This is a genomic window from Neisseria flavescens (assembly GCF_001618065.1).
GTDB lineage: Bacteria > Pseudomonadota > Gammaproteobacteria > Burkholderiales > Neisseriaceae > Neisseria > Neisseria flavescens_A.
Map to the genome: position 1 here is coordinate 42639 of NZ_LAEI01000073.1, position 26760 is coordinate 69398.

The window sequence follows — 26760 nt, forward strand, 5'->3', positions numbered from 1 at the left end:
GAACACTTCTCATGGAAAAAATGAGTTTTGAAATTTACCGTTACAACCCGGACGTTGATGTCAAACCTTATATGCAACGTTACGAGTTGGAATTGGAACCGACCGACGTTAAACTTTTGGACGCTTTGGTGCGCCTGAAAGCACAAGACGATACATTGTCTTTCCGCCGTTCTTGTCGCGAAGGTATTTGCGGTTCTGACGGTATGAACATCAACGGCAAAAACGGCTTGGCATGTCTGACCGATCTGCGCAGCCTGAAACAGCCGGTTAAAATCCGTCCTCTGCCAGGCCTGCCTGTTATCCGCGACCTGATTGTGGATATGACCCAGTTCTTCAAACAATATCACTCCATCAAACCTTACGTTGTCAACGACAACCCTATCGATGCGGACAAAGAGCGTCTGCAAACTCAGGAAGAGCGTAAAGAGTTGGACGGTTTGTACGAGTGTATTTTGTGCGCCTGCTGTTCGACTGCCTGCCCGTCATTCTGGTGGAATCCTGATAAATTCGTTGGTCCGTCTGGCTTGCTGAATGCTTACCGTTTCATTGCGGATAGCCGTGATACCATCACTAATGAGCGTTTGGATAATCTGAACGACCCATACCGTTTGTTCCGTTGCCACACCATTATGAACTGCGTAGACGTATGTCCTAAACACTTGAATCCGACCCGAGCCATCGGTAAGATTAAAGAGATTATGTTGAAACGAGCCGTTTAAGAAATGATGGTTTTTGACGATATTGCCAAACGGAAAATCCGTTTTCAAACTCGCCGGGGATTGTTGGAATTAGACTTAATCTTCGGCAGGTTTATGGAAAAAGAATTCGAGCACCTGAGTGATCAGGAATTGTCTGAATTTTCCGAAATTCTCGAATTTCAAGACCAAGAATTGCTTGCCTTGATTAACGGACATTCGGCGACGGACAAGAAGCACCTGATTCCCATGCTTGAAAAAATCAGACAGGCATGATGTGTTATAGAGCTTGTTTGCGATGCCAATCCGAACAAGCTCTTTCCATACTGAGGCCGTCTGAAAAAAAGGACCGTGCCGCTTAGGCGGAAACGAAAGCCCCAACTTACAAAGGAGTTTAAGAATGTCTAAATCAGTCAAGCTCACCACCCCAAATCAAGAGACCTTGGAACTGCCAGTATTGGAAGCAAGTATCGGCCATGATGTGGTTGATATTCGTGCTTTGACAAAAAATACAGGTCTGTTTTCCTTCGATCCTGGATTTGTGTCAACTGCAAGTTGCGAATCCAAAATCACTTATATTGATGGCGATGAAGGTCTGTTGTATTACCGTGGTTATCCTATCGAGCAGCTGGCAGAAAAATCCGATTATTTGGAAGTTTGCTATCTGTTGATTTACGGCGAACTGCCTACCCCTGAACAGAAAAAAGAATTTGATGCCACAGTCGGTCGCCATACTATGTTGCATGAGCAGCTGACTTGGTTCTTCCGCGGTTTCCGTCGCGATGCGCACCCAATGGCGATGATGGTTGGTGTGGTTGGCGCTTTGTCTGCGTTCTATCAAGACAGTTTGGATATTGCTAATCCTGAACACCGCAAAATTGCGATTTACCGCTTAATCTCCAAAATTCCGACAATTGCGGCGATGTGTTACCGTTATTCCAACGGTCTGCCGTTCAATTATCCAAAAAATAACCTTTCCTATGCTGAAAACTTCTTGCACATGATGTTTGCGACACCATGTGAAGAATACAAACCTAATCCAGTATTGGCTCGCGCGCTTGACCGCATCTTTATCTTGCATGCCGACCACGAGCAAAACGCTTCTACTTCGACCGTACGTTTGGCTGGCTCTTCTGGTGCAAATCCATTTGCCTGTATCGCTGCCGGTATCGCCTGTCTGTGGGGTGCTTCACACGGCGGTGCAAACGAAGCTGTGTTGAAGATGCTGGACGAAATCGGCGATGTATCTAATGTTGCTGCATACATGGAAGGTGTGAAACAACGCAAATACCGTCTGATGGGCTTCGGTCACCGCGTATACCGCAATATGGACCCGCGAGCCAGCATCATGCGCGAAACCTGTTATGAAGTCTTGAAAGAATTGGGCTTGGAAAACAGTCCTAAATTCAAGCTGGCGATGGAATTGGAACAAATTGCACTGAAAGATCCATTCTTTGTTGAGCGCAAGCTGTATCCAAACGTCGATTTCTACTCCGGTATCGTCTTGTCCGCATTGGGCATTCCAACTGAAATGTTTACCGTTATCTTCGCATTGTCGCGCAGTGTAGGTTGGATTTCTCATTGGCATGAAATGATTAGCGATCCGGCACTGAAAATCGGTCGCCCACGTCAACTGTATACCGGTGCAGAGCGTCGCGATTACGTTCCGGTAGATAAACGCTGATAGACAATACATTAATATATTGTTGAAAAGTCGTTTGAAAAAATCGAATTGCCGTTTTCAATGAGGTTGGTCGTAATTAATTAAGTTGATAGCAGGTAATTTGATTTGAAATAGGGTAGAATAAAGTGTCATTTCAGACGGCCTGAATTCCGTTCGGAGAACACGGGATTCTACCCTTTGTTTATATTTTAAAGAAAAGAGCTCACGCCATGATGGACGAAAAACTCAATTTCTCTTATCTGTTTGGTTCTAATGCGCCATACATCGAGGAGTTGTATGAAAAGTTTCTGGATAATCCGGAATCTGTCGATGAAAAATGGAAACAGTACTTTACAGATTTGAGTAAACAGCCGGGCGCAGTCGCTGTCGATGTTGCCCACACACCGATTCGTGAATCATTTGCCACTTTGGCTAAAAAGAAAATTGCATCTGCTGTTGCAGGCGGTGTGGATGAGGCAATGATGAAAAAGCAAGTCAGCGTTTTGCGACTGATTTCTGCCTATCGTATTCAAGGCGTGGGTGCAGCCCAACTTGATCCGCTCAAACGTATTCCTCCTCAAAATATCGAAGCTCTCGATCCTAAATTCCATGGTCTGTCAGATGCCGATATGGCGCTTCAGTTCAATATGGGCGAGGGCGATTTTTCCGGTCAGAGCAAACTGCCTCTGTCCCAAATCATCAGTAACCTCAAACAAACCTACTGCGGCCATATCGCGGTAGAGTACATCTACATTCCAAATACCGAAGAGCGTCGTTGGGTTCGTAATTATTTTGAAAGCGTACTGTCTACGCCAAGCTACAACGTTGAACAAAAACGCCGTATCTTGAAAGAAATGACTGCCGCCGAAACTCTGGAACGCTACCTGCATACCAAATATGTCGGCCAAAAACGCTTTGGTGTAGAAGGCGGCGAAAGCGCGATTGCCGGTTTGAACTATTTGATTCAAAACGCCGGTAAAGACGGCGTGGAAGAAGTCATCATCGGTATGGCACACCGTGGCCGTCTGAATGTTTTGGTTAACATTTTGGGCAAAAAACCGGCTGATCTGTTTGCCGAATTTGAAGGCCGTGCCGAAATCAAATTGCCTAGCGGCGACGTGAAATACCACATGGGCTTCAGCTCCGATATCGCTACGCCACACGGCCCAATGCACGTTTCTTTGGCATTTAACCCGTCACACTTGGAAATTGTTAACCCAGTAGTGGAAGGTTCTGCGCGCGCCAAACAAAAACGTTTGGGCGAAAACGGCCGCGATAAAGTTTTGCCAGTATTGATTCACGGTGACTCCGCATTTATCGGTTTGGGTGTTAACCAAGCAACATTCAACCTGTCTAAAACACGCGGCTATACCACCGGCGGTACTGTTCACATCGTGATCAACAACCAAATCGGCTTTACCACTTCCGATACCCGCGATACCCGTTCTACCGTATACTGTACCGATATCGCGAAAATGGTTTCCGCTCCGGTTATCCACGTGAACGGCGATGACCCTGAACGCGTTTGCTTTGCTATCCAAGCCGCTTTGGATTACCGCAAAAAATTCCATAAAGACATCGTGATCGACGTTGTCTGCTACCGTAAATGGGGCCACAACGAGGGCGATGATCCGACCCTGACCCAACCGATGATGTACAAAAAAGTATCGCAACACCCGGGTGCGCGTGCTTTGTACACCGAACAACTGATTGCCGAAGGCGTGGTAACCCAAGCTGAGGCTGACGGCTACATCCAAGCCTACCGTGATGCTTTGGACAAAGGCGAACATGTTGAACAAACAACTTTGAGCAACTTCCAACGCACACAAATCGACTGGAGCAAATACCAAGGCAAAGATTGGCGCGAAAAAATCGAAACCGGTTTGCCTGCCGCCGACATCGAGCGCCTTACCGAGAAATTTACCGCCGTACCGGAAGGCTTTGCCCTGCATTCGACTGCAAAACGTGTGATCGAAGCGCGTAAAGCCATGGCATCCGGCAAACAAGCCATCGACTGGGGTATGGCCGAAACCCTCGCATACGCAAGCCTGCTGACCAAAGGTCATGGCGTGCGTATCTCCGGTGAGGACTCCGGCCGCGGTACATTCTCACACCGTCATGCAGTATTGCACGATCAAAAACGCGAAAAATGGGACGACGGTACTTATGTTCCTCTGCGCAACATGGGCGAAGGCTTGGGCGAGTTCCTGGTTATCGACTCTATCTTGAACGAAGAAGCCGTGATGGCGTTCGAGTACGGCTTTGCCTGCTCCGCTCCTGACAAGCTAACCATTTGGGAAGCTCAATTCGGTGACTTCGCCAACGGCGCGCAAGTAACTATCGACCAATTCCTGTCTTCAGGCGAAACCAAATGGGGTCGTTTGTGCGGTCTGACCACCATCCTGCCGCACGGTTACGACGGTCAAGGCCCTGAGCACTCTTCTGCACGCGTGGAACGTTGGTTGCAACTGTGTTCTGAGAACAATATGCAAGTCATCATGCCGTCTGAAGCGTCGCAAATGTTCCACCTCTTGCAACGTCAAGTCTTGGGTTCATACCGCAAACCACTGGTGATTTTCATGTCCAAACGCCTGTTGCGCTTCAAAGGTGCAATGAGCCCGCTGGAAAACTTTACCGAAGGTTCGACTTTCCGTCCGGTTATCGGCGATACCGCCGAACGCGCAAGCAACGACAGCGTGAAACGCGTGGTATTGTGTGCCGGTCAGGTTTACTATGACTTGGAAGCTGGCCGTGCCGAGCGTAAACTGGAAGATGATGTTGCTATCGTCCGCGTTGAGCAGCTGTATCCGTTCCCATACGAAGAGGTTAAAGCTGAACTGGCGAAATATCCGAACGCAAAATCTGTGGTTTGGGCACAAGAAGAGCCGAAAAACCAAGGTGCGTTCTACCAAATCCGCCACCGCATCGAAGACGTTATCAGCGAAGAGCAAAAACTGTCTTATGCCGGTCGTCCAAGCAGCGCATCGCCTGCAGTGGGCTACTCAAGCAAACACATTGCTCAATTGAAACAATTGGTTGAAGACGCTTTGGTATTGTAAACCAAGTAGCATTCCGTCTGAGTCTGCTCAGGCGGAATACCCATATGCAGAATTAAAAACACACAACAGGCCGTCTGAAAGGGCCATTGGAGACACAAAATGATTATTGATGTAAAAGTACCTATGCTGTCTGAAAGCGTATCTGAAGGCACGCTCTTGGAATGGAAGAAAAAAGTTGGCGAAGCAGTTGCCCGTGACGAAATTCTGATCGATATCGAAACTGACAAAGTGGTTTTGGAAGTACCTTCTCCACAAGCCGGCGTATTGGTTGAAATCGTAGCGCAAGACGGTGAAACCGTTGTTGCCGACCAAGTTTTGGCTCGTATCGATACAGCTGCTACTGCCGCTGCTGAAGCACCTGCCGCCGCGCCTGCAGAAGCAGCCCCAGCTGCCGCTCCTGCTACTGCACAAAATAATGCCGCTATGCCTGCTGCCGCCAAACTGGCTGCTGAGACCGGTGTTGACGTGAACGCATTGCAAGGTTCCGGCCGTGACGGTCGCGTATTGAAAGAAGACGTACAAAATGCCGCTGCCAAACCTGCCGCAGCCGCTGCTCCTGCCGTTGCACTTCCTGCCGGCGCACGTCCTGAAGAACGCGTACCAATGAGCCGCCTGCGTGCCCGTGTTGCAGAACGCCTCTTGGCTTCTCAACAAGAAAACGCTATTCTGACTACATTCAACGAAGTCAACATGAAACCAATCATGGACTTGCGTGCGAAGTACAAAGATAAATTCGAGAAAGAACACGGCGTAAAACTGGGCTTTATGTCCTTCTTCGTTAAAGCCGCTGTTGCCGCCCTGAAAAAATACCCGGTTGTGAATGCTTCTGTTGACGGCAAAGACATCGTGTACCACGGCTACTTCGACATCGGTATCGCGATTGGCAGCCCACGCGGTTTGGTTGTGCCAATCCTGCGCGATGCCGACCAAATGAGCATTGCCGATATCGAACAAGCAATTGTTGATTACGCGAAAAAAGCAAAAGACGGCAAAATCGCTATCGAAGATCTGACCGGCGGTACATTCAGTATTACCAACGGCGGTACTTTCGGTTCTATGATGTCCACCCCGATCATCAACCCGCCTCAATCTGCGATTTTGGGTATGCACGCCACTAAAGAGCGCGCTGTAGTTGAAAACGGTCAAGTTGTTGTCCGTCCAATGATGTATCTGGCTCTGTCTTATGACCACCGTATCATTGACGGCCGCGAAGCTGTATTGACCTTGGTAGCCATTAAAGACGCGTTGGAAGACCCAGCTCGCCTGTTGTTGGATCTGTAATCGTTTCAGACGGCCTTTTATTTATTAATGAAAAGGCCGTCTGAATTTTTATTTAGATGTAGCGTAATGTAGTATCGTGCTACAATAGGCTCAACGAACGATTGAGGCCGTCTGAAACATTTGATTCGAATGAATCGACAGATATGGACTTTCAGACGGCCTTTTCTTAAAACCATCAAAACGCAGTCATTCAAAATAAAAAAGAAACAAAAAGTATCGTTTTTATTTTGAGATACTGCAAAAAGCAAAGGATGACACGATGTCTCAATATGATGTAGTAGTGATTGGTGCTGGCCCGGGCGGATACGTTGCCGCTATCCGTGCCGCGCAACTGGGTTTCAAAACCGCTTGCGTCGATGCAGGCGTTAACAAAGCAGGCAATGCCCCTGCATTGGGCGGTACTTGCTTGAACGTAGGCTGTATCCCTTCTAAAGCCCTGTTGCAATCCAGCGAACATTTCCACGCTGCGCAACACGATTTTGCCGAACACGGTATCACTGTCGGCGACGTAAAATTCGACGCGGCCAAAATGATTGAGCGCAAAGATGCCATCGTGACCAAACTGACCGGCGGCGTGAAATTCCTGTTCCAGAAAACAAAGTAACCAGCCTGTTCGGTACTGCTTCCTTTGCCGGTAAAAATGGCGATGCTTACCAAATCGAAGTCGATAACAAAGGTGAGAAAACCGTTATCGAAGCCAAACACGTCATCGTAGCCACCGGTTCCGTACCGCGTCCGCTGCCACAAGTTGCCATCGACAACGTGAACGTATTGGATAACGAAGGCGCATTGAACCTGACCGAAGTACCTGCCAAACTCGGCGTGATCGGTTCTGGCGTGATTGGTTTGGAAATGGGTTCCGTATGGAATCGCGTGGGTGCAGAAGTTACCATTCTTGAAGCTGCGCCGACCTTCCTGGCTGCCGCCGACCAGCAAATCGCCAAAGAAGCCTTCAAATACTTCACCAAAGAGCAAGGTTTGAACATTGAATTGGGCGTGAAAATCGGCGACATCAAATCTGAAGGCAAAGGCGTTTCCGTTGCTTACGAAACTGCTGCCGGCGAAGCCAAAACCGAAGTATTCGACAAACTGATCGTTGCCATCGGCCGTATTCCAAACACCAAAGGCCTGAACGCCGAAGCCGTAGGCTTGGAAAAAGACGAGCGCGGCTTTATCAAAGTGGACGGCGAATGCCGTACCAACCTGCCTAACGTATGGGCAATCGGTGACGTGGTTCGCGGCCCGATGTTGGCACACAAAGCCAGCGACGAAGGCGTTGCCGTTGCAGAGCGCATTGCCGGTCAAAAACCGCATATCGACTTCAACAACGTACCATTCGTGATTTACACCGATCCTGAAATCGCTTGGGTGGGTAAAACCGAAGAGCAGCTCAAAGCCGAAGGCGTGGAGTACAAAAAAGGTACTTCAGGTTTCGGTGCAAACGGTCGCGCATTGGCAATGGGCAAAGCCAAAGGTACGGTTAAAGTGTTGGCAGATGCCAAAACCGACCGCATCTTGGGCGTACACATGATTGGCCCGGTTGTCAGCGAATTGGTTACCGAAGGCGTGACTGCACTCGAATTCTTCGCTAGCAGCGAAGACATCGCACGCATTATCCATGCCCACCCAACCTTGTCCGAAGTGGTTCACGAAGCTGCATTGGCGGCCGACAAACGCGCTTTACACGGTTGATAGACATTAAGGCCGTCTGAAATTTTTCAGACGGCCTTAAGGCCTTCGACAAATTGAATGTTCCGAGCGCTTCGTTTTCTGATTTATAATTCAGTCAGACAAACACACAGCATTTACATTCATTATGAACAAAGAAATAGTCGGTATTTTCTTTATACCGGCGGGCATCATCAGCATGTGTATGGCCGCATTGTGGCAGATGTATGTGATGATGACCGAAACTTATACGCTCAACCGTTTCAAAGATAAAGAATTGGTTTGGCGCGTGGCATTGTTGTTTATCAGTTTCAGCCTTGCCGTTTATCTGCTCTGCCCGAATTCGCGTAAAAAAGGCATCGTCTTTTTATTCTCGGGGGAGGCGGTGCAACCATGTATCTGCTGGCGCGGATGTGGTTGCCCTTCAGTAAATAGTAGGGCCGTCTGAAAATATGGGATTGGCCGCAGGGCGATTCCTAAAACCCACTCACCTTAAGGAGAAATCCATGAATTTACACGAGTATCAGGCTAAAGAACTGCTGGCTAGCTACGGTTTGCCCGTACAAGGCGGTATTTTGGCACACAACGGCGAAGAAGCCGCTGCAGCTTACGACAAATTGGGCGGCAAATTCGCTGTTGTCAAAGCACAAGTACACGCCGGCGGCCGCGGTAAAGCGGGCGGCGTAAAAGTCGTTAAAAGCCGCGAAGAAGCTAAAGAAGTGGCTGAAAGCCTGATTGGCACCAACTTGGTAACTTACCAAACCGATGCCAACGGCCAACCTGTCAACAGCGTTTTGGTTTGCGAAGACATGTATCCGGTTCAAACCGAGCTGTACTTGGGCGCAGTGGTTGACCGTTCTACCCGCCGCGTTACATTCATGGCTTCTACCGAAGGTGGCGTGGAAATCGAAAAGTTGCTGCCGAAACTCCAGAAAAAATCTTCAAAGTAACCGTTGATCCGCTGGTTGGCCTGCAACCTTGCCAAGCTCGCGAAGTTGCGTTCCAATTGGGCTTGAAAGACAAACAAATCAACGAGTTCGTCAAATTGATGACCGGTGCGTACAAAGCGTTTATCGAAAACGACTTCGCACTGTTTGAAGTAAACCCATTGGCAGTTCGCGAAAACGGCGCACTGGCTTGCGTGGACGGCAAAATCGGCATCGACAGCAACGCGCTCTACCGCCTGCCAAAAATCGCTGAATTGCGCGACAAATCTCAAGAAAACGAACGTGAGCTGAAAGCTTCTGAATTCGACCTGAACTATGTTGCCCTGGAAGGCAACATCGGCTGTATGGTTAACGGTGCCGGTTTGGCGATGGCCACTATGGACATCATCAAACTCAAAGGCGGCCAACCTGCCAACTTCTTGGACGTTGGCGGCGGCGCAACCAAAGACCGCGTGGTTGAAGCGTTCAAACTGATTTTGGAAGACAAATCCGTTAAAGGCGTATTGATCAACATCTTCGGCGGTATCGTACGTTGTGACATGATTGCGGAAGCCATCGTGGCAGCCGTTAAAGAAATCAACGTCAACGTTCCTGTCGTTGTTCGTTTGGAAGGTAACAACGCCGAACTCGGCGCGAAAATCCTGAACGAATCAGGTCTGAAACTGACTTCTGCAGACGGCCTGAATGACGCAGCCGAAAAAATTGTTGCAGCCGTAAACGCCTAAGGAGAAAAGAATGAGCGTATTGATTAATAAAGACACCAAAGTATTGGTTCAAGGTTTCACCGGTAAAAACGGTACTTTCCACTCCGAACAAGCTCTGGCTTACGGCACTAAAGTTGTCGGCGGCGTTACCCCGGGCAAAGGCGGTCAAACCCATCTGGACCTGCCTGTATTCAACACTATGAAAGAAGCCGTTAAAGAAACCGGCGCAGACGCATCTGTAATTTACGTTCCAGCTCCGTTTGTATTGGACTCTATCGTTGAAGCAGTTGATTCAGGCGTAGGCTTGGTCGTTGTGATTACCGAAGGCGTGCCTACTCTGGACATGCTCAAAGCCAAACGCTACTTGGAAACCAACGGCAACGGTACCCGCTTGGTCGGCCCTAACTGCCCTGGTGTGATTACTCCGGGTGAGTGCAAAATCGGCATTATGCCGGGCCATATCCACCAACCTGGCCGCATCGGTATTATTTCCCGTTCCGGTACATTGACTTACGAAGCCGTGGCACAAACCACCAAACTGGGCTTGGGTCAATCAACCTGTATCGGTATCGGCGGCGACCCGATTCCTGGTATGAACCAAATCGACGCACTGAAACTCTTCCAAGAAGACCCAGATACCGACGCCATCATCATGATCGGTGAAATCGGCGGTACTGCGGAAGAAGAAGCAGCCGAATACATCCAATCCAACGTAACCAAACCTGTTGTAGGTTACATCGCTGGTGTTACCGCTCCTAAAGGCAAACGTATGGGCCACGCCGGTGCGATTATCTCCGGTGGTAAAGGTACTGCCGAAGAAAAATTCGCCGCTTTCGAAAAAGCCGGTATCGCTTACACCCGCAGCCCTGCCGAGTTGGGCACTACCATGCTGGAAGTGTTGAAAGCAAAAGGTTTGGCATAAGACTTGAGTCTTTAAGCTGAATTGAAAAGGCCGTCTGAAGTTTTCAGACGGCCTTTTTTTAAATTTCATTTGCTTGTTTTCATAATAAGCACTTAATTTTATTTAAATTAACGTTTATTTTAGAATAAACGGTTATAATTTATTAACAGATAAACAGTCTGTAACCATATCAACCTATATCAAGGAGAAAAGCATGAAAAAACACGATTTTGAAGCACGTCGCGAGGCTTTGCTGAAAGACATCCGAGAAGTGATGGATGATGTGGAAGAGTTGTACCGCAATGGTGTTGAAGCCGGTTCGGAAGAGGGCAGCAAAGCCCGAGCCAAATTGGAAGAAAAATTGGCCGTGGCCAAAGAGCGTTTGAGCCGTTTTGAAGAAGAGGCCGGCGAACGTTTGCGCCATCATGCCGAGCGTGCGCGTGAGAAATACGAGCAGTTTGAAGAAGCAGCTCAGGAGCGTTTGAAAGAAGGCAAAGAGCGTTTTGCCGAATTTGAAGCCGATGCAGGTGCGCGTTTGAAACGCGGTGCCAAACAAGCTGATGAAGTGGTGCATGAAAAACCATATTATGCGATGGGTTTTGCCGCATTGGCCGGTTTGGTTGTCGGTGTGTTGTTGAACCGTCGTTAATGTGAATATGTTAAGGCCGTCTGAATAGGCGTGCACATGAAATCATGGATTTCATTGCGCCGTGCAGACGGCCTCTGCCTTATGTTTTCCTGAAAAAAAGGATAGTTAAGATGGGAATTCGCCAGCGTTTTGAACATGGCAAGGCTTTGTTGAATCAGGGCGCGGATTTGCTGCTGTTGCGTTTGCAGGTATTGAGCTTGGATTTGACGCGTCAGGCGGAGAATGTGTTCCGGTTGGCGATCTGGTTGGTGTTGTCCGGCGCGCTGTTGATGGTGGGCTTGGTCGGTTTGCTGTTCGGCTTGAACCGCGTGCTGTCGGATGTGGCCGCTTTGTGGGTATTTTTCGGCATTTTCTTCGTGAGCCTGCTGATTATTGCCGTATTGTTCCGCAAAGTATCAGCGGACTATCGGGAGCAGGGCAGTCGTGTGGCTGAAACCTTGCAGGATATTCGATCGGACATTGCGTATTTGCGCGGTGAGATAGATAAGGATACGGACGATGAAGCAACAGGAGTATAGAGTTTTCTAAGAATATTAGAATATGTCAATTTTATTGCAAATGCCGTCATAGATAGACATAAAAATATTCTCGTAGCTTTTAAGATACTCTTGAAACCTTGATTAGGCACTTGCTCTCTAATGATAAGGGGTTGTCCTCAAATAATCAGTAAAGAAAGATTTGTTCTGGTTATCTATAGCAGGGTAGTTCCAGTAATATTAATTTGGGGATAGAGTTTTATCAGGATATGAAGACTGTTAGAAAATTCAAATGATAGGTAATTACCATTTTCATCCACATATAGCTCCGACAGATCTTCTAGATAAAGATCAATGACAATATAATCTTTTCTGTAAAACAAGAGTCGGACAGAATTTACTGTCAGATCAAAGCTCAAAGTAACTTGTTCATCACCGTTAACAAACTTAACGGTCTGAATAACATCGTCTATTTCGCAATCAAACCCATAAATAGACATAAACTCATTACAATTTGGAATCACTAATTTAGCATTATTCATTCTGGTTCCCTCCTTTGAGTATTATGGTAGCAGAAGATCTCGAGTTGTTATTTCTTATTGGAAAAAGACTCTCAAATTTTTAACTTTTTAGGACAGTTACATCTTCTTTTGTTTAAGCCTTATGTTTTCCTGAAAAGAGATAATATTGAGATAGCATTGTCAAATTTGGTGGCTTTGAGGATATTTTTAGGTATTTTTTATGAAGCTGTTGATTATACTGTATCATTTTAAACAGTATCGGCAGATTATCGGGAGCAGGGCAGTCGTGTGGCTGAAACCTTGCAGGATATTCGATCAGACATTGCGTATTTGCGCGGTGAGATAGATAAGGATGCGGACGATGAAGCAACAGGAGTATGAAGAAGAGCGCGAGCTGCTGCTTTTAGAAGCTAAGCTGGTGCGGCTGCGGATTGAAGCGGAAAATTTGAAACTGCGTAAAGCGGAAGAAAGCAAAACACGACAGGGCAATCAGTTGATTAAGCTCGCAGATGTGGCGTATCAGTTGAGCCAAACGCGTTTGCTGTCTCAACGCTCTTTGTTTTCTACATCGCGCCGTCGGCATTGGATTTGGCTGGTATTGGCGGTCATACTGGGTTTATCGAGATAATCGAGGGCGGAGGTTTGGTCAAAATGATATTTGCGGCGAGTTGTTGGCTCGTGTGAGCCGCTTGTTGAGGACGCTGCGTCATTGTGTTGCTGAAACTGAAACTTTATCTATGTTGAATATTTTTTACAAAAGACACCGGCCGTCTGAACATTTCAGACGGCCTCAATGTTTGGAGTTTCAGATATAATGGCGGCAATTTTGAAATTATTAAATGAAGGATAAGTGATGAACCGTTTGTATCCCCACCCGATTATCGCCCGTGAGGGCTGGCCGATTATCGGCGGCGGTTTGGCTTTGAGCCTGCTAGTGTCGATGTGTTGCGGCTGGTGGTCTTTGCCGTTTTGGGTGTTTACCGTATTTGCTTTGCAGTTTTTCCGCGACCCTGCGCGTGAAATTCCGCAAAATCCTGAAGCGGTGTTGAGCCCGGTTGACGGCCGTATCGTGGTGGTTGAGCGCGCACGCGATCCGTATCGTGATGTCGATGCTTTGAAAATCAGTATTTTTATGAACGTGTTCAACGTGCATTCGCAAAAATCGCCTGCCGATTGTACGGTAACGAAAGTGGTCTATAACAAAGGCAAATTCGTGAATGCGGATTTGGACAAAGCCAGTACGGAAAATGAACGTAATGCGGTGTTGGCGACTACGGCTTCTGGTCGTGAAATTACTTTTGTTCAAGTAGCCGGTTTGGTGGCGCGCCGTATTTTGTGCTACACCCAAGCAGGTGCGAAACTGTCCCGTGGCGAACGCTATGGCTTTATCCGTTTTGGCTCGCGCGTGGATATGTATCTGCCTGTCGATGCGCAGGCGCAAGTGGCGATTGGCGATAAAGTTACCGGTGTCAGCACTGTATTGGCGCGTTTGCCGCTGACTGCGCCGCAAACTGAATCTGAGCCTAAAGCCGCAGCTCTACAAGCCGCGCCAGTTTCACAAGCTGCTCCGGCTGAAACAGTGGCAAGCCAATCTACCGAACAGCAGCAAATCGAAGCAGCGGCGGCTAAAATTCAAGCGGCTGTGCAAGATGTATTGAAAGATTAATAGTCAGTTTTAAATGATTGGTTAAAACAAGAAAAAGGTTTTCAGATGGCCGTCTGAAAACCTTTTTTGTTTGCCTATCTAGTTTTAAAACTTCACGTTTACGCCGCCGGTAAAGCTGCGGCCCATTTGCGGCGTATCAGAGAGGAAGCTGCTGTGGGCGTAAACGGATTGGTTGAGCAGGTTGTCGGCTTTGACGTACCAATTCCATTCGCCATAGCGCGTATTGCGGCGGTAGTTTGCGCCGAGATTGAGCATATGGTGTCCGGGCGTACGCGTTTCGTAGCGGGCGAGTTTGTTTTGGGCGAACACGCGGTAGTAGTCCAAATTGGCATCGATACGGTCGGTCAGCGAGGCTTTCAGGTGGAAGCCGAGGCGCGCAGCCGGAACGCGAGGGGCGTTTTGGTCGTCCTGTGCGATGAAAGGACGGTTGCCGTAGGCATCTTCTCTGCCGGGCAGGGAAGGCAGGTTTTTCAGACGGCCTCGTACATAGTCGCCGGAAACGCCGATGCGGTAGCGCGGTGTCGGTTTGAAGTAGATTTCGCCTTCCGCGCCGTAGAAGTCGGCGCCGGATTGGTTGTAGCGCACGAGCTTCATTTCGCTGTCGTCTTCGATGGATTTGGGGCCGCGTCCGTCGTTTAAGGTTTGGGCGTAAATGTAGTTGCCGAAGCGGTTGCGGTAGAGTGCCAGATTGTATTGCCAGCGGTCGCCTTCGTAGCCCAGCGCGAGTTCGATATTGTTGGAACGCTCTTTATTGAGGTGTTTGTTGCCGACTTCAAAGGTATTGGTGGCGACGTGTTTGCCGTGAGCGTACAGCTCTTGCGTTGACGGCAGGCGTTCCTGATGGGAGGCGGTCAGGCTGAGTTTGTGGTGTGGCGTGAAATACCAGTTGCCTGAAAGTGCGAACGAGCGGGCGGTTTGGCGGTGCGCGCCGAGGTCGGGCAGGGGCTGGTTGTAGTAGTTTTCCCGATCAATCAATGCTTTGTCGTACTGGATGGAGGCTTTTTGTTTTTCTACGCGTACGCCGCCTTCAAGCGTGAAGTTATCCCAGTTTGCCTGTTCTACACCGAAAAAGCTGTAATGGCGCACATTGTTGTCAATCAACATCGGTTGTTGGACGGTTTCGGGAATGGCGGAAAGCGCGCTGGATTTTTGTCCCAAATATTGCACGCCCCAGCTGCCTTTCAGACGGCCTATGGGTTGATGGCGCAACTCGATACGGGCGTTGTGTGTTTTGTTGTTGAAGAAGTTTTCTACTGCATCGCCTGCTTTTTCGTCGTGGTAGTAGTCGTTGCGGTTCAGATGTACGCGCAGGGCTTCAAAACCGGGGAGAGGCTGTTTCCATTCGGCGCGGAGTTCGTAGCGTTTGTTGCGCAGGTCTATCCACGGTTTGCCGTTGTGGGCATGGGCGTGTGCATTATCGTCGTCGTGGAAGCCGCAGCTCAAACCCGGATTGTCATAATCGACGTCTTCTTCGGTCAATAGGTGCGGATAAAGCTGCAAATAGCGTTTGTTAATCAAACTCTTTTGCCAGATGATGTCGGCGTGGCAATCATCGTATTCGTGGCTGTGAGCAGGCAGGCCGTATTGGTCGCGACGGTCGCTGTACGCCACGCCGATAAAGCCTTTTTCGCCTACCCAAGACAGCCCGATGCTGCCGGTTTTTGAATCGGCATGGCTGTCGGGCAGTCGTTTCAGACGGCCTTCTTCTTTTTGATAGTGCGGTACGGCGTAATCGCCCGATTTGCGGTACAAGCCTTCGGTATGCAGCACGAAGTTGTTGCCTAAACCGATATTGATGCCTGCGGATGTCAGTTTTTCCAAATTGCCGCTGCTCAAACGCAATCCGGCTTCGCCCGATACGCCGTTTTCAGGCATTTTTTCGGGGATTTTTCCATCGGCAACATCGACCAAACCGGCTACATTGCCCGAGCTGTACAAGAGCGTAACCGGGCCGCGCAGGATTTCGACCTGTTGCGACAAGGCGCTGTCCACCATTAAGGCATGGTCGGGCGAGAAGTCCGCCATGTCACCCGTTTCGCCGTGATGGTTCAACACTTTAATCCGTCTGCCTGTTTGACCGCGAATAACGGGAGCGGACGCGCCGCCGCCGTATTGCGAGGCATGAATGCCCGGTACGCCGTCCAAAGCATCGCCTAGGTTGACGGCTTTTTGGCGCAAGGTATCGCCGGAGATGATTTTGTCGGAGGCGGTCGAAGTGTGCAGCAGCCCCGAAGTGGCGCGCGGACGGCTTTTACCGACAACGGTAACCTCGTCCAAGTCCACCGACTGATCGGTTTCATGCGCTTGGGAAAGGATGGGGGTGCTGATTAAAAGAATAGATAAAACAATGGGTTTGAGTGTGGTTTGTGTCATTTTAGTTTCTCATCATATTTCGAAAGGCTGTTATTATATAACATTTCATTGTTTATATGATAAGATTTTTGAGAAAAAAGGCCGTCTGAAAACGAAGCGTGGTTTTCAGACGGCCTTTAGCTTGTATGTAGGTTTAAATGAAAACGGAACAATCTCTCTGCTGCCTGGTTTGGGTAAGGCAGAAAGTCATGGCAGATTGTTTGCTTTCATTGAAAGCATTACTTGGTTTCGGCGGCTTTAGCGCCAGCAGTCTCTGCAATCAAATCTAAGAATACCAACGGCTTTTTGCCGATATTTTTGAGTGCGTGGGACTGGCCGGGGCGGGCGATGGTAATGTCGCCGGCGCCGACTTCGGTTTGTTTGCCTTCGCTATCGGTAAACAGGCCTTTGCCGGATACGATGATGTAAACGTCTTCATTGCCGGTATGTTTGTGTTGCCCAATGGAGGCGCCCGGCGGTAATGTGAGCCAGCCGATTTCTTTGAATGCATCTTGTTCTGCGGTTTGATGGCGCGTGAAGGCAAAGCTGCCGAGTAGCGGGCCTTGACCTCCGGCTGCATTTTCGCGGTTCCATTCGGCTAAGTCGGCTTTTTTATACACTTGGATGCTGCGGTCGGTGGGGGTGGTTTGTTCGGCAGCTTGCGCGCTTATGGATGTGCCGAGCAGAAGGGTAACAGATAATGCGGCAAATAGTGGTTTCATGGTGGTTCTCCGTTTGTCAGGTTGAGTCAGATAATGCGGATTCCGTTTTCAGACGGCCTGCGGGGTTGAAATGTGTAACCCCGCAGGCTTCCCCCCAAGATTTATTTCACATTGCGCAAATAGTTCAACAATAAAGGAACAGGACGGCCGGTAGCGCCTTTTTCACCGCCGGATTTCCATGCTGTACCTGCGATATCAAGGTGTGCCCATGGATAGTCTTCGGTAAAGTAAGACAGGAATGTTGCGGCGGTAATCGTGCCTGCGCCGGGCGTGCCGATGTTTGGAATGTCGGCAAAGTTGGATTTGAGCTGGTCTTTGTAGGTTTCAAAGAGCGGCAGTTGCCATGCTTTGTCGTCCACGTTGCGAGAAGCGGCCAGCAGGCTGTCGACCAAATCTTGATTGTTGCCCATTACGCCGCTGACGTCATGACCCAGGGCGATAATGCACGCGCCGGTCAGGGTGGCGACGTCGATAACGGCTTTGGGTTTGAATTGTTCGGCATAAGTGAGCGCGTCACACAAAATCAGACGGCCTTCGGCATCGGTGTTCAAGACTTCGATGGTCAAGCCTTTCATGCTTTTCACGACGTCGCCTGGTTTGTTGGCCGCGCCGGAAGGCATGTTTTCACAAGTGGCGACGATGGCAATCAGGTTGATCGGCAGTTGCAGTTTGACGGCGGCGCAGAAGGTACTGATGACGGTTGCCGCACCGCACATGTCAAACTTCATTTCGTCCATGTTCAGGCCGGGTTTGAGGGAAATGCCGCCGGTGTCGAAGGTAATGCCTTTGCCGACCAATACCACAGGCGCGGCTTCTTTGTCGGCCGCACCGAAATAGCTCAGTTCGACCAAATATGGATCTTCGACGCTGCCTTTGGCGACAGACCAGAACGAACCCATGTTTTCTTTGATGTAGTCTTTTTCAATGATTTTAGCGTGTGCGCCCAATTTTTCGGCTTCGGCTTTGGCGGTACGCGCGAGGAATTCAGGCGTGCATTCGTTGGGCGCGGCATTGCCCAAGTCGCGGCAGAGGCTTTGTCCGTAAACTTGCGCTTCGGCAACGCGCAGGGCTTCTTTGACGGCGGCTTCGTGTGCGCTGTGGAACACGGCTTCTGCAAATTTGGCAGGTTTGGCTTCTTTTTTGTAGCGGTCGAAACGGTAGGCGGTATTGCCGAACGCAATCGCAAACGCTTCGACAATGGCTGCTGCTTGCGCTTCATCGAAAGCGTGAACGTCCACATTGACCGTTTCTTGATTTTGCGCCCATTTGGCGGCTTCGGCTGCGGCTTTGTTCAATGCGGCGCGGTCAGTTTTAGCGAGGCGGGCGACGGCAATGGCTTGCAAACCGTTGTCCGTCGGGATTTTGGTGTCGGCGAAATTTTGACCTTCTTCAAGGGAAGCGAAGAGGGCGAGGGCAGTCGGGTTGCTCAGTTGAGATGCTTCGGCGCAGACAAATAATTGCGCACCTGCCTGTTGAGCCTGCAAAGTTTCGGCTTTTGTGCTAAATTTCACGTTTATTCTCCTGATTGGAACGATTGTCGGTTGTTCAGACGGCCTGTTGACCAACCGTCCAAACAGATGAAAATCATTGTACTCCATTTGTGTCATGCCGTCTGAAGCCTTATTAATAAATATAGGTTTCCCATAAACCGTATACCACGCTCAATCTTATGATTTACCAAAGAAACTTTATTAAAGAACTTTCCTTTACCGCCGTCGGCATCTTTGTCGTCCTCTTGGCGGTATTGGTGTCGACGCAGGCCATCAACCTGCTTGGCCGTGCAGCCGATGGGCGTGTCGCCATCGATGCCGTGTTGGCCTTAGTCGGCTTTTGGGTAATCGGCATGACCCCGCTTTTGCTGGTGTTGACCGCATTTATCAGTACGTTGACCGTATTGACCCGCTACTGGCGCGACAGCGAGATGTCGGTTTGGCTTTCCTGCGGATTGGCATTGAAACAATGGATACGCCCGGTCATGCAGTTTGCCGTGCCGTTTGCCATTTTGATTGCCGTCATGCAGCTTTGGGTAATGCCGTGGGCAGAGTTGCGCAGCCGTGAATATGCCGAAATTTTGAAGCAGAAGCAGGAGTTGTCTTTGGTGGAAGCCGGCGAGTTTAATAGCTTGGGCAAGCGCAACGGCAGGGTTTATTTTGTCGAAACCTTCGATACCGAATCCGGCATCATGAAAAACCTGTTCCTGCGCGAACAGGACAAAAACGGCAACGACAACATCGTTTTTGCCAAAGAGGGCAATTTTTCGCTGACAGACAACAAACGTACGCTTGAATTGCGCGACGGCTACCGTTACAGCGGTACACCCGGCAAAGCCGATTACAACCGCGTTTCTTTCCAACACCTCAGCCTGATTATCAGCACCACGCCCAAACTCATCGACCCTGTTTCACACCGCCGTACCATTCCGACTGCCCAACTGATTGGCAGCAGCAATCCCCAACACCAAGCGGAATTGATGTGGCGTATTTCCTTGACCGTCAGCGTTTTGTTGTTGTGCCTGCTTGCCGTGCCGCTTTCCTATTTCAATCCGCGCAGCGGCCACACCTACAATATCCTGATTGCCATCGGTTTGTTTTTGGTTTACCAAAACGGGCTGACCTTCCTGCGCAATGCCGTGGAAGACGGTAAAATCCATTTCTGGCTCGGACTGCTGCCCATGCACATCATCATGTTCGTGATTGCCGTCGTCCTGCTGCGCGTGCGCAGTATGCCCAGCCAACCCTTTTGGCAGGCGGTTGCCAAAAGTCTGACATTGAAAGGCGGAAAATGAACCTGATTTCACGTTACATCATCCGTCAAATGGCGGTTATGGCAGTTTACGCCCTCCTTGCCTTCCTCGCTTTGTACAGCTTTTTTGAAATCATCAACGAAGTCGGTGATCTTGGAAAAGGCAGCTATAACGGCGCAAAATTGGGGCAGTATGTTTTAATGCAGATGCCTGCGCGCGCCTATGAACTGATGCCGCTCGCCGTTTTGATCGGCGGCCTGATTTCCCTCAGCCAACTGGCTTCCGGCAGCGAACTGACCGTCATCAAAGCCAGCGGCATGAGCACCAAAAAGCTGCTGTTGATTCTGTCGCAGTTCGGTTTGATTTTCGCCATTGCCACCGTCGCGCTCGGCGAATGGGTTGCCCCCACGCTGAGCCAAAAAGCCGAAAACATCAAAGCCGCCGCCATCAACGGCAAAATCAGTACCGGCAATACCGGCCTTTGGCTGAAAGAAAAAAACAGTATCATCAACGTGCGCGAAATGCTGCCCGACCATACGCTTTTGGGCATCAAAATTTGGCAGCGCAACGATAAAAATGAACTGACCCAAGCGGCAGAAGCCGAATCCGCCGTTTTGAATCCCGACGGCAGTTGGCAGCTGAAAAATATCCGTCGCAGCATATTGGGCGAAGATAAAGTCGAGGTTTCTACCGCCGCCGAAGAAAACTGGCCGATTTCCGTCAAACGCAACCTGATGGACGTATTGCTCGTCAAGCCAGACCAAATGTCTGTCGGCGAATTGACTACCTACATCGACCATCTGGAAAAAAACAACCAAAATACCCAAGTCTATGCCATCGCATGGTGGCGCAAGTTGGTGTATCCCGTTGCCGCATGGGTCATGGCGCTTGTTGCCTTCGCCTTTACCCCGCAAACCACCCGCCACGGCAATATGGGCTTGAAACTCTTCGGCGGTATCTGCCTCGGTTTGCTGTTTCACTTTGCCGGACGGCTCTTCGGCTTTACCAGCCAGTTGTACGGCGTGCCGCCGTTTTTGGCAGGCGCATTGCCGACGGTTTTATTTGCACTGTTGGCGGTGTATCTGATACGCCGTCAGGAAAAAAGATAAGCAAAATAAACTTCAGGCCGTCTGAAAGGCAATCTTCAGACGGCCTGAGTATTTTGTGTGCAAAAAACAAAATGCTAAAGTAAAATAATACCTTTCCAAACCAATGCGGCTATTGAAAATGTCCCAAACCATCTGCTTGAATATGATTGTCAAAAACGAAGCGGCAATCATCGAAGAAACACTGGCCAACATCACCGACCACATCAAACTTGACTACTACGTCATCAGCGACACCGGCTCGACCGATGATACCGCCGGCGTGATCCGCCGCTTTTTTGATGCAAAGGGCATCGCGGGTGAGATTCATCATGATGGTTGGCAAAATTTTGCATACAACCGCAATCAGGCGTTGAAACACGCAAAAGGCAAAACCGATTATGTGTTGATTTTTGATGCGGACGACCGCTTTGAAGGCAAATTGGAATTACCCGAACTGACCGCCGACCGCTACCGCCTCCGCATGAGAAATGCCATGGGCAGCGTGGTTTATTACCGTCCGCTGTTGTTGCGCAATGACGGTACATTCTACTGGCGCGGCGTGTTGCATGAGTTTATCGAAACCGACAAACAAGATACCAGCGAAGCCACGCTTCATGGCGACTATACGGTTCTCAGCGGCCGTTTCGGCGCGCGCAGCAATATGGCGAACAAATACCTGCTTGACGCCGTTTCTTTGGAAAAAGCGTTTTACAGTCCTGAAGATGAAGACCTGAAACCGCGTTACGCCTTTTACGCGGCGCGTTCTTATTGGGATTCTGATATGCCCGAGCGTGCGAGCGAATGGTTTAAAAAACGCATCAAATTGGGCGGTTGGATCGAGGAAGTGTCGGTTTCTTACCAACAGCTGGGCGAGTGCTACAAATTAATGGGCAAACGCGATGAAGCCTTGGCAACCTGGTTGGCAGGCTACGATTACAATCCGCGCCGTGCCGAGTGTCTCTACCTTGCGCAAACCATGCTGCGTCAGGAAGGGAAATACCGCATTTCCCATGCAATCGGCCTGATGGCGAAACGCATTCCGTTCCCAACAGACGATATTCTCTTTGTCCAAAGCAATGTTTATCAGTTGGACATCGACTATGAATTGTCGGTTACCGCATATGCGGCCGGCGATTTGCGCCAAGGCTATGAATCTTGCCGACACTTGCTCTTGCTGAATGTACGCGAGGAATTGACCACGGTGACCATGCAAAATATGTGGCTCTACCGCGAACACGCGCAAACCGAAACGCGCGAAGTATTGGAGCAGTTGGTGGCCGTCATGCAGCCTTATGCCGTGCAAGGCGGACGTTTGGCAGAAGTGACCGAATATTTCGCCGATATTTTGAAAAACCGTTAATCAGCACTTTGACCCAGCCGTCAGGCCGTCTGAAAGGAAATTTTTTGAGCAAGCGCAATCTGTTTTCCGTCGATAAATCTTTGGAAAAGCCCGAACGCGTCCTCTTGGTCGGCGTGATGCTGACGGCGGACTATTCCGGCGCAAACGAAACGCGCGAGCGCGGCTTTCAGACGGCCTTGACCGAAGCGGCAGAATTGGTAAACGCGGCCGGTGGCGATTTGGTTTCTATCGAAACTTCACGTCGCGACAAACCGCATCCGGCTTTGTTTGTCGGTACGGGCAAGGCGGAAGAGTTGGCGGCAGTGGTCAAGCAGCATGATGTCGGGCTGGTCGTGTTCAACCACGAACTCACGCCGACGCAAGAGCGTAATTTGGAAAAAGAGCTTCAATGCCGCGTCCTCGACAGAGTGGGTTTGATTTTGGCGATTTTTGCCAAACGTGCCCAATCGCAGGAAGGTAAGTTGCAGGTGGAATTGGCCCAGTTGAACCATTTGAGCGGACGGCTGGTACGCGGTTATGGACATTTGCAAAGCCAAAAGGGTGGCATCGGCTTGAAAGGGCCGGGCGAAACCCAGCTGGAAACCGACCGCCGTTTAATCGGACAAAAAATCACGGCATTGAAAAAACAGCTTGCCGATGTCCGTAAACAACGCGCCACGCGCCGCAAATCGCGCATGAGCGGCCGTCTGAAAACCTTTGCCATTGTCGGCTATACCAATGCCGGAAAATCCAGCCTGTTCAACCGTTTGACCAAAGCGGACGTATTGGCGAAAGACCAGTTGTTCGCCACTTTGGATACCACTGCGCGTCGGCTTTTTCTGTCGCACGAGGCGAGCGTGATTTTGACCGATACCGTCGGCTTCGTCCGCGATTTGCCGCACAAGCTGGTGTCGGCGTTTTCCGCTACTTTGGAAGAGACGGCGATGGCGGATGTGCTACTGCACGTTGTTGATGCGTCCAATCCCGATTTTGAACGGCAGATGGACGATGTCAACGAAGTCTTGGAAGAAATCGGCGCACATGAGATTCCGCAATTGGTGGTGTACAACAAAATTGATTTGCTGCCGTCGGGTATGCGTGAAGCAGGCATTTTGCGCGACAATTCCGGACAGGCGGTCGGCGTGAATGTTTCCGTTGCCGAAAGTTTGGGCCTGGACGGTTTGCGCGAAGCAATGATTGAATTGGCCGTACAGCCAAGTGCTTGATAGTATGGAATGAAACAAGGCCGTCTGAATCTTCAGACGGCCTTACCGTAAAATTCTAAATCTGAGGATTATGCCGACAGAGGGCTTTTCTTTTTGAACACGCTTTCGTAAAGCATCCAAGCGGCGAGGCTCAGGTATACGGTGCTGGACAAAATGCCGATAACGGCAAAAATAGGCATAAGGCGATCAATCATGGTGAGGTTTCCCAATAAGTTAGTTTTATAAGTAAATGTGTGTTTTTTGATTTCCGTCTTCGCGGAATGCCTAAAGTATGCTGCTTAAATGGATTGAGGTCAACAAAGAATGTATCGGGATTTTTAAAAAAGTTCCATTTTTACATTAAAATAATCGGAAGTTTTTAAAGATAAACGGTATTTATATGTTACCGTTCATCGTTTGATAAACGGTCAATACTTTGTTTTCCATATTTTTTACAAAATCCGACAGCCTGTTAATTCAAAATTGAATGAAAAGAGGCGGAGAAACGCTTTTTGCTAAAATGTAACACCCTGGGACGGTTGTTTCAGGCCGTCTGGAAAATAAATCGAACACATGATGACATCTCCCACACACCCCCAAAAAAACTGCTTTCATTGCGGACTTGAAGTCCCCGAGCATCTACATCTGACGGTTCGTTTTGAAGACGAAGAACACGAAACCTGCTGCGCCGGCTGCCAAGCGGTAGCGCAGAGTATTATTGATGCCGGTTTGGGCAATTATTACAAACAGCGTACCGCTGACGCGGAAAAATCCGAATTGCCGCCGCCGGAAGTGTTGTCGCAATTAAAGCTGTACGATTTGCCCGAAGTGCAGGCGGACTTTGTCGAGGTCGGCGTAGGGGATGAACGCGAGGCGGTATTGATGCTGGGCGGCATTACCTGCGCCGCGTGTGTGTGGCTGATTGAGCAGCAGTTGTTGCGCATGAAGGGCGTAGTGCGCGTGGATTTGAATTACAGCACCCACCGCTGCCGCGTGGTGTGGGACAGCGCCCACATCGAATTGTCGGATATTTTGCTGAAAATCCGCCAAACCGGTTATACCGCCGCGCCTTATGATGCGCAAAAAATCGAAGCGCAGGCGCAGAAAGAGCGCAAGCAGTTTATCGTCAGATTGGCCGTGGCCGGTCTGGGCATGATGCAGACGATGATGTTTGCCCTGCCGACTTATTTTTACGGCGGCGACATCGAGCCGCTTTATTTGGAAATCCTGCATTGGGGCGGCTTTTTGATGGTGTTGCCCGTTGTGTTTTACAGCGCGTTGCCGTTTTACCGCGGCGCATGGCGCGACTGGAAAAACCGCCGTGTCGGCATGGATACGCCGATTGCCATTGCCATTGTGATGACCTTTATCGCGGGTATTTACAGCCTGGCCACCAACGCAGGGCAGGGCATGTATTTCGAATCCATCGCCATGCTGCTGTTTTTCCTGTTGGGCGGGCGTTTTATGGAACAGATTGCCCGACGCAAAGCAGGCGATGCGGCGGAGCGGTTGGTCAAACTGGTTCCGGCATTTTGCCATCGTTTGCCGGCTTATCCGGAAAGCGAAGCCATCGAGGAAGCCGCAGCCGTCCGCCTCAATATCGGCGATACGATTGTTGTGAAGCCCGGCGAAGTCATTCCGGTGGACGGTACGGTTTTATCCGGCGAGAGCGAGGTCAACGAAGCCATGTTGACCGGCGAAAGCCTGCCCATCGTGAAAAGGCCGTCTGAAAAAGTAACCGCCGGTACGCTTAACACCAGCAGCCCGTTAATCATCCGCACCGACCATACCGGCGGCAACACGCGCCTGTCCCATATCGTCAAACTGCTCGACCGTGCGCTGGCGCAAAAACCGCGAGCCGCCGAGTTGGCCGAAAAATACGCGTCCAGTTTTGTGTTTGGCGAACTCTTGCTTGCGGTTCCTGTTTTTATCGGCTGGGCTTGGTATGCCGACGCACACACTGCCTTGTGGATTACCGTCGCCCTGCTGGTCATTACCTGCCCGTGCGCCTTGTCGCTCGCGACTCCGACCGCGCTGGCCGCTTCGACCGGTGCGCTGGCCAAAGACGGCATTCTCATCAGCGGCAAACAAAGCCTGGAAACGCTTGCCCAAATTGACGACGTCGTGTTCGACAAAACCGGTACGCTGACCAAAGGGCAGCTTTCCGTCAGCCGGATGTTGTCCGCAGGCCGTCTGAACGAAGCCCAAGCCCTTGCCGTTGCCCAAGCATTGGAGCAGCAATCCGAACACCCTATCGCCCGTGCCATTTTAAACCATACGCTTTCAGACGACCCTGTATCCGCGCTTGATGTGAAAGTGCAGCAACGGGTCAACCGTATCGGACACGGCGTCAGTGCGCAAATCGAATTGGATGGCGAAACCCAAGTGTGGGCTTTGGGCAAAGCGGCGTTTGTTGCGGAAATTGCCGGGAATCTGCCCGAAGCCTTTACCCATATCGACCACACAGGCAGCATTATTTTCTTGGGCAATCAAAGCGGTTTTCAGACGGCCTTTTTACTGGAAGACCAAATCAAAGACAGCGCCTCTGAAATGCTGCAAAACCTGAAACAACACGGCATCCGTCTGCACCTTTTAAGCGGCGACCGACAGGCTGCCGTCGCCCAAGTCGCGCAAGAGCTGGGTTTGGATGCCTATCGTGCCGAAGCCACGCCTGAAGACAAGCTGGCTTATGTAGAAAATCTGCAAAAACAAGGACGTAAAGTTATGATGATCGGCGACGGGATCAACGACGCCCCCGTCCTTGCCCAAGCCGACGTGTCGGCAGCCGTGGCAACGAGTGCCGATGTGGCGCGCGATGGTGCCGATGTGGTTTTGCTCAATGATGATTTGAACGTTTTGCCCGTGATGATGGAACAGGCACGCCGCACCCATCAAATCATCCGCCAAAACCTGACTTGGGCGAGCGCATACAATCTGGTTGCCGTTCCGCTGGCCGTATTTGGTTACGTGACCCCTTGGATCGCCGCGCTCGGCATGAGTTTCAGCTCGCTGTTGGTGTTGGGCAATGCCTTGAGATTGTTGAAAACCAAAAAGGCCGTCTGAAAACGGCCAATCCATTGC

20 protein-coding genes and 3 pseudogenes are annotated in these 26760 nt (G+C 50.0%); 18 read left to right on the forward strand and 5 right to left on the reverse strand.

What is annotated here, in order from left to right:
- Window positions 1-11: 11 nt before the first annotated feature.
- The 11 genes and pseudogenes from TW89_RS11440 (at window position 12) to TW89_RS11495 (ending at window position 12085) form a co-directional block, all read left to right on the forward strand.
- The gene (locus TW89_RS11440; RefSeq protein ID WP_128581500.1) at window positions 12-719 is read left to right on the forward strand and encodes a succinate dehydrogenase iron-sulfur subunit; all 708 of its coding nucleotides are present in this window, start codon (window positions 12-14) and stop codon (window positions 717-719) included.
- Between the two features lie 3 nt (window positions 720-722).
- Window positions 723-971: a succinate dehydrogenase assembly factor 2 gene (locus TW89_RS11445; protein ID WP_003678830.1), complete on the forward strand. Its 249-nt coding sequence runs from the start codon at window positions 723-725 to the stop codon at window positions 969-971.
- A gap of 124 nt (window positions 972-1095) precedes the next feature.
- Complete coding sequence (gltA, locus tag TW89_RS11450; protein ID WP_128581501.1) at window positions 1096-2379, forward strand: citrate synthase; 1284 nt, start codon at window positions 1096-1098, stop codon at window positions 2377-2379.
- 209 nt (window positions 2380-2588) lie between these two features.
- Window positions 2589-5417 carry a 2-oxoglutarate dehydrogenase E1 component gene (locus TW89_RS11455; RefSeq protein ID WP_128581502.1) on the forward strand — a complete coding sequence of 943 codons (2829 nt, stop codon included), beginning with the start codon at window positions 2589-2591 and terminating at the stop codon, window positions 5415-5417.
- Between the two features lie 99 nt (window positions 5418-5516).
- Entirely contained in the window at window positions 5517-6698 is a 1182-nt protein-coding gene (gene odhB, locus TW89_RS11460; protein ID WP_070825685.1) for a 2-oxoglutarate dehydrogenase complex dihydrolipoyllysine-residue succinyltransferase, read from the forward strand.
- Window positions 6699-6957: 259 nt separating this feature from the next.
- Window positions 6958-8390: pseudogene (gene lpdA / locus TW89_RS11470) on the forward strand (dihydrolipoyl dehydrogenase).
- A gap of 124 nt (window positions 8391-8514) precedes the next feature.
- Window positions 8515-8801, forward strand: a pseudogene (locus tag TW89_RS11475) (hypothetical protein).
- Between the two features lie 71 nt (window positions 8802-8872).
- Window positions 8873-10038 (forward strand): annotated as a pseudogene (sucC, locus tag TW89_RS11480) (ADP-forming succinate--CoA ligase subunit beta).
- Between the two features lie 10 nt (window positions 10039-10048).
- Complete coding sequence (gene sucD / locus TW89_RS11485; RefSeq protein ID WP_070734676.1) at window positions 10049-10939, forward strand: succinate--CoA ligase subunit alpha; 891 nt, start codon at window positions 10049-10051, stop codon at window positions 10937-10939.
- A gap of 193 nt (window positions 10940-11132) precedes the next feature.
- A complete protein-coding gene (locus tag TW89_RS11490) occupies window positions 11133-11567 on the forward strand; it encodes a DUF883 family protein (protein WP_036491523.1) in 435 nt (144 codons plus the stop codon).
- 110 nt (window positions 11568-11677) lie between these two features.
- Window positions 11678-12085 carry a phage holin family protein gene (locus tag TW89_RS11495; protein ID WP_049330957.1) on the forward strand — a complete coding sequence of 136 codons (408 nt, stop codon included), beginning with the start codon at window positions 11678-11680 and terminating at the stop codon, window positions 12083-12085.
- Window positions 12086-12258: 173 nt separating this feature from the next.
- Here TW89_RS11495 and TW89_RS11500 read toward each other — a convergent pair whose 3' ends face one another.
- Entirely contained in the window at window positions 12259-12585 is a 327-nt protein-coding gene (locus TW89_RS11500; RefSeq protein WP_128581503.1) for a hypothetical protein, read from the reverse strand.
- A 340-nt stretch (window positions 12586-12925) separates the two neighbouring features.
- Between TW89_RS11500 and TW89_RS11510 the strand changes: the two genes are divergently transcribed.
- A complete protein-coding gene (locus TW89_RS11510; RefSeq protein ID WP_128581504.1) occupies window positions 12926-13192 on the forward strand; it encodes a hypothetical protein in 267 nt (88 codons plus the stop codon).
- A gap of 225 nt (window positions 13193-13417) precedes the next feature.
- Window positions 13418-14230: a phosphatidylserine decarboxylase gene (locus TW89_RS11515; protein WP_128581505.1), complete on the forward strand. Its 813-nt coding sequence runs from the start codon at window positions 13418-13420 to the stop codon at window positions 14228-14230.
- Window positions 14231-14314: 84 nt separating this feature from the next.
- Here the strand turns inward: TW89_RS11515 and znuD are convergent, their stop codons facing one another.
- From znuD to TW89_RS11530, 3 genes are all read right to left on the reverse strand, one after another.
- Complete coding sequence (gene znuD / locus TW89_RS11520) at window positions 14315-16603, reverse strand: TonB-dependent zinc receptor ZnuD (RefSeq protein ID WP_128581506.1); 2289 nt, start codon at window positions 16601-16603, stop codon at window positions 14315-14317.
- Between the two features lie 218 nt (window positions 16604-16821).
- Window positions 16822-17304, reverse strand: coding sequence for a cupin domain-containing protein (locus TW89_RS11525; protein WP_128581507.1), 483 nt, complete (start codon window positions 17302-17304; stop codon window positions 16822-16824).
- A 101-nt stretch (window positions 17305-17405) separates the two neighbouring features.
- Window positions 17406-18815, reverse strand: a complete 1410-nt coding sequence (locus tag TW89_RS11530; RefSeq protein ID WP_128581508.1) for a leucyl aminopeptidase — start codon at window positions 18813-18815, stop codon at window positions 17406-17408.
- 158 nt (window positions 18816-18973) lie between these two features.
- Between TW89_RS11530 and lptF the strand changes: the two genes are divergently transcribed.
- From lptF to hflX, 4 genes are all read left to right on the forward strand, one after another.
- Window positions 18974-20089: an LPS export ABC transporter permease LptF gene (gene lptF, locus TW89_RS11535; RefSeq protein WP_004519285.1), complete on the forward strand. Its 1116-nt coding sequence runs from the start codon at window positions 18974-18976 to the stop codon at window positions 20087-20089.
- Entirely contained in the window at window positions 20086-21156 is a 1071-nt protein-coding gene (gene lptG / locus TW89_RS11540; protein WP_003745632.1) for an LPS export ABC transporter permease LptG, read from the forward strand. The genes lptF and lptG overlap by 4 nt, the downstream gene beginning before the upstream one ends.
- A gap of 118 nt (window positions 21157-21274) precedes the next feature.
- Window positions 21275-22495 (forward strand): glycosyltransferase, encoded by a 1221-nt coding sequence (locus TW89_RS11545; protein WP_283114746.1) that lies wholly within the window; start codon window positions 21275-21277, stop codon window positions 22493-22495.
- Between the two features lie 44 nt (window positions 22496-22539).
- On the forward strand, window positions 22540-23700 hold the full coding sequence (hflX, locus tag TW89_RS11550) for a GTPase HflX (protein WP_128581509.1): 1161 nt from the start codon (window positions 22540-22542) through the stop codon (window positions 23698-23700).
- Between the two features lie 68 nt (window positions 23701-23768).
- Here hflX and TW89_RS12200 read toward each other — a convergent pair whose 3' ends face one another.
- Window positions 23769-23894, reverse strand: coding sequence for a hypothetical protein (locus tag TW89_RS12200; protein ID WP_003678791.1), 126 nt, complete (start codon window positions 23892-23894; stop codon window positions 23769-23771).
- Between the two features lie 361 nt (window positions 23895-24255).
- Here TW89_RS12200 and TW89_RS11555 point away from each other — a divergent pair, with 361 nt between their 5' ends.
- On the forward strand, window positions 24256-26742 hold the full coding sequence (locus tag TW89_RS11555; RefSeq protein WP_128581524.1) for a heavy metal translocating P-type ATPase: 2487 nt from the start codon (window positions 24256-24258) through the stop codon (window positions 26740-26742).
- The last annotated feature ends 18 nt before the right edge of the window (window positions 26743-26760 follow it).

Bases quoted from the DNA above. Each gene is read 5' to 3' on its own strand.
- TW89_RS11440 (WP_128581500.1), top strand. From the start codon at position 12: ATGGAAAAAATGAGTTTTGAAATTTACCGTTACAACCCGGACGTTGAT.
- TW89_RS11445 (WP_003678830.1), top strand. From the start codon at position 723: ATGATGGTTTTTGACGATATTGCCAAACGGAAAATCCGTTTTCAAACT.
- gltA (WP_128581501.1), top strand. From the start codon at position 1,096: ATGTCTAAATCAGTCAAGCTCACCACCCCAAATCAAGAGACCTTGGAA.
- TW89_RS11455 (WP_128581502.1), top strand. From the start codon at position 2,589: ATGATGGACGAAAAACTCAATTTCTCTTATCTGTTTGGTTCTAATGCG.
- odhB (WP_070825685.1), top strand. From the start codon at position 5,517: ATGATTATTGATGTAAAAGTACCTATGCTGTCTGAAAGCGTATCTGAA.
- sucD (WP_070734676.1), top strand. From the start codon at position 10,049: ATGAGCGTATTGATTAATAAAGACACCAAAGTATTGGTTCAAGGTTTC.
- TW89_RS11490 (WP_036491523.1), top strand. From the start codon at position 11,133: ATGAAAAAACACGATTTTGAAGCACGTCGCGAGGCTTTGCTGAAAGAC.
- TW89_RS11495 (WP_049330957.1), top strand. From the start codon at position 11,678: ATGGGAATTCGCCAGCGTTTTGAACATGGCAAGGCTTTGTTGAATCAG.
- TW89_RS11500 (WP_128581503.1), bottom strand. From the start codon at position 12,585: ATGAATAATGCTAAATTAGTGATTCCAAATTGTAATGAGTTTATGTCT.
- TW89_RS11510 (WP_128581504.1), top strand. From the start codon at position 12,926: ATGAAGCAACAGGAGTATGAAGAAGAGCGCGAGCTGCTGCTTTTAGAA.
- TW89_RS11515 (WP_128581505.1), top strand. From the start codon at position 13,418: ATGAACCGTTTGTATCCCCACCCGATTATCGCCCGTGAGGGCTGGCCG.
- znuD (WP_128581506.1), bottom strand. From the start codon at position 16,603: ATGACACAAACCACACTCAAACCCATTGTTTTATCTATTCTTTTAATC.
- TW89_RS11525 (WP_128581507.1), bottom strand. From the start codon at position 17,304: ATGAAACCACTATTTGCCGCATTATCTGTTACCCTTCTGCTCGGCACA.
- lptF (WP_004519285.1), top strand. From the start codon at position 18,974: ATGATTTACCAAAGAAACTTTATTAAAGAACTTTCCTTTACCGCCGTC.
- lptG (WP_003745632.1), top strand. From the start codon at position 20,086: ATGAACCTGATTTCACGTTACATCATCCGTCAAATGGCGGTTATGGCA.
- TW89_RS11545 (WP_283114746.1), top strand. From the start codon at position 21,275: ATGTCCCAAACCATCTGCTTGAATATGATTGTCAAAAACGAAGCGGCA.
- TW89_RS12200 (WP_003678791.1), bottom strand. From the start codon at position 23,894: ATGATTGATCGCCTTATGCCTATTTTTGCCGTTATCGGCATTTTGTCC.
- TW89_RS11555 (WP_128581524.1), top strand. From the start codon at position 24,256: ATGACATCTCCCACACACCCCCAAAAAAACTGCTTTCATTGCGGACTT.